Source organism: Roseateles sp. P5_B10 (genome assembly GCF_056400485.1).
In genome coordinates, this window is record NZ_JBFULE010000587.1 from 1 (window position 1) to 3403 (window position 3403).

The 3403-nt window shown below is 67.6% G+C and carries 3 protein-coding genes; 1 reads left to right on the forward strand and 2 read right to left on the reverse strand.

All coding sequences use genetic code 11. The annotated features are described in order from the left end of the window. Positions 1-1323: GGDEF domain-containing protein (locus AC1DU6_RS24315; RefSeq protein ID WP_477860203.1), on the forward strand; the 1323-nt coding region annotated here is incomplete at its 5' end. A 226-nt stretch (positions 1324-1549) separates the two neighbouring features. On the opposite strand, the gene AC1DU6_RS24320 is transcribed toward AC1DU6_RS24315, so the two are convergent. Both AC1DU6_RS24320 and AC1DU6_RS24325 read right to left on the reverse strand, forming a co-directional pair. After that, positions 1550-2518 carry a tripartite tricarboxylate transporter substrate-binding protein gene (locus AC1DU6_RS24320; protein ID WP_457324427.1) on the reverse strand — a complete coding sequence of 323 codons (969 nt, stop codon included), beginning with the start codon at positions 2516-2518 and terminating at the stop codon, positions 1550-1552. Positions 2519-2601: 83 nt separating this feature from the next. After that, a partial coding sequence (locus AC1DU6_RS24325) for an Ig-like domain-containing protein (protein ID WP_477860205.1) occupies positions 2602-3403 on the reverse strand: 802 nt, incomplete at its 5' end.

The window sequence follows — 3403 nt, forward strand, 5'->3', positions numbered from 1 at the left end:
GGCTACTACGAAACCTCGGTCGATTGCGCCCTGCTGGCGGTCAAGCTGTGTGCCGGCACGTCGGGCGACGGAGCCAGCGTAGAGCAGGTCGTGGCCCACCACGCACTGGGTGTCGCCATGTTCATCGGCCGCTCCTACGCCGAGGCCAGCGAGGCTTCACAGCGCGCCATCGAGTTGGCCTACCAGTGCGATCCCCCGGTTGACACCTATGTGCTGCATGCCGACCTGGGGTCCACCGAGGTCATGCGCACGCTCAGCGCACGCAGCGCCACCACGGCAGGCACGACCAGCCTGGAACTGCTGCGCGAACACCTGCGCCGTTGCGACGAACTGCTGCACGATGCAGCGCCATTGGCCAGCATCGGCATTGGCAGCCGCAGCAGCAGCGCCCTCACCCATGCCTTCAACAAGGCCATGCTGCTGATCTGGCAGGCCGACCTTGTGGGTGCCGCGGCGCAGGTGCGCCGGCTGCGCGAGGCGGTGGAATCTTCCCGCCGGCCCTGGCTGCAAGCCCTCGTGCTTTGGGCCGGGTCCGAACTGGCCTTGGCCGAAGATGACCTGCCGTTGGCCCGCAATCACGCCGAGCAGATGATTCGCATCGCCCTGGCGCAGAACCATGAAGGGCTGGTCAGCATTGGCCTGGGCCAGTTGGCTTATCTGGCGTCCACCGCGGGCGACCACGCCGCAGCCGCGCAGGCCCTGCGCGAACTGGCCGAGCGCGAGCAGTTGGCCCGGTCTGCCAGCCTGCGCGGCCGCGTCGCCGACGTCGAGCGGCAACTGGAACTGCGCAGCCGGACCCGGCAGTTGCACGCCTCCGAGGCCGGGCGCGCGCACTTCCAGCAACTGGCGCTCGAGGATGGCCTGACCGGCCTGCCGAACCGGCGCCATTTCGAACTCCAGCTGCAAGGCCTGCTGGAGGAGGTGCGCACCCAGGGCAGCACGGCCTGCCTCGTCATGATCGACGTCGACAAGTTCAAGCAGATCAACGACGGCCATTCGCACAACGCGGGCGACGCGGTGCTGCGGGCCATCGCGGCGCAGATCCGAAGATGCGTGCGCGACAAGGACTTTCCCGCGCGGCTGGCCGGCGACGAGTTCGTCATCATCCTGCGCGATACCGGCGCGCAGGCAGCCCAAGCGCTGACCGAGCGGATCGCGGACGCGGTGTCCCGCCATGCCTGGAGCGCCATCGCTGCCGGCCTGTCGGTCTCGGTGAGCCTGGGGCTCGCCGAAGTCCTGCCGACCGACACCTTGCGCACCGTGCTCAGCCGCAGTGACCAGGGCATGTACGCGAACAAGCGCGAAAAGGCCCACCCCCACTGACGGCCAAGCGGCGTGCACGCCCGCACACAAGGCTGAGCGCCGCCCCGGCCGACGTTCGAAACAACGCTTGCTTGCTGGCTTGCGGGCCGAGCGCCGGGCCGCTCCCAAGCAGGCCCGCCTTTGGCGATGTGCTTGCTGGTCAATCCGGCAAGCATCGCCGTCCCCCAGGGGGACCGGCTGGACTCGCCTGCGTTCAGCATGGCGAGACCAGACGAGGGGCTCCATTTCAGTCGGCGTAGATCCCTGCCGCCTTGATGACCGGGGTGAGTTTGTTGATCTCGGCCTCGACAAACTTCTTGTGCTCTGCCGGCGCAAGGCGCGCGTCACTGATGATGACCGCACCCAGGGCCTCCTGGCGCTTGTGGAAGTCGGCGTCCTTCAGGGCTGCGCGCAGCGCCGTGTTGACCTTGTCGATGACGGCCTTGGGCGTGCCCTTGGGTGCATACATGCCGTGCCAGACGGCCAGGTTGAAGCCTTTCAGCCCTGACTCGTCGGCCGTCGGCAGCTTGGCCAGCGGGCCGCTGGGCAGGCGCTTGGCCGACATCACCGCATAGGCCTTGACCTTGCCGGCCTCGATCTGTCCGGTGGTGTTGGTGGTCTGRTCGCACATGATGTCGACCTGGCCGCCGAGCAGGTCATTCATGGCCGGTGCGGTGCCCTTGTAGGGCACGGTCGTCATGTCGATCTTGATGGCCGACTGATACAGCAGGCCGCACAGATGCGAGGCCGAGCCGACCCCGGCGTGGGCGAGGTTGATGTTGCCCTTGTTGGACTCCAGCCACTTGGCCAGTTCGGCATAGTTGGCCGCCGGCAGATTGGGGCGGCCGATCAGCGTCATCGGCACCTCGTTGACCATGCCCAGGTATTCGAAGTCTTCCAGCGTCTTGTAGGGCAGCGTGCGGTAGAGGGCCGTCGCGCTGGCGATGCCGATGTGGTGCAGCAGCAGCGTGTAGCCATCCGGCGCGGCCTTGGCCACCTTGTTGGCGCCCAGCGTACCGCCTACACCGCCGACGTTCTCGACAATGATGGTGGCACCCAGGGGCTTGCGCAACGCTTCGGCGAGGTCGCGGGCGACCTTGTCGGTCGGGCCGCCGGCTGCGAACGGCACGATCAGGGTGACGGGCTTGTCGGGGTAATCGGCAGCGGCGGTGCCGGCGGCCAGCAGGGCCGCCAGGGCAATCAAGGTCGTGCGCATGGGCTTGTCTCCAGGATGTGTGCGCACGATCTTAGGCAGAGTACCGCCCCCGGCGTCTCCGGGATGGCCCCAAGCCAGCGCCATCAGGGGTAGCTCAGCGYCAGCGTATAGCCCTGGGTGCCGCTGCTGCCTGAGTAGGCCCCCACGCGGATGTAGACCGCCAGCGCCGAGCTGCCGGTGTTCTTGTAGCTCAGGGACTCGGTGCAGGTGGCGCTCTCTGACGAGGTCAGCGTCGTGCCACTGGCGTTGTGCAAGTAGATGTCGTAGTCATAGGCCGCCGGGCAGCTCATGTCGACACGCAGCGTCTTGCCTGCGGCCAGCGTGACCTTGAAGTAGTCCTTGTCGCTCGTGGTGGCCATGGTGCCGCTGATCGTCGTCTGGTTGGTGACGACGTTGGCGGTGGCGATGGTGCCGTTGGACTCGGTCTCGTTCAGCGCCGCGCTGGCATTGCTGATGCTGAAGTTGACGGCCGACGAGGCGCCCGAGTTGCCGGCGGCGTCGTAGGCGCGGGCGACCAGGCTGTGGCTGCCGTTTGTGAGCGTCGTCGAGTCCAGCGACAGCGAATAGGGCGCGCTGCTGTCGCTGCCCTTCACCGTGCCATCAACGACGAAGTCCACGCGCGCCACGCCGATGTTGTCGCTCGCCGTGGCCGACAGCGTGACGGTGCCGGACGTGCCGCTCTCGCTGGCCGTCGCGGTCGGCGGCGTGGTGTCCACCGGCCCGTTGGACTGCGTGACCCAGACGGGCGCTGTCCACAGCATCTTGCCGTCGTTCTGCGTGATCTTGGCGTAGTAGAAGTGCTCGCCGATGGCCGGCGTGGTGCTGGCCGTGCCGCTGCTGGCCAGCAGTGTGACGGTGCCGTTGCGCTTGGGCACGCCTTCGTAG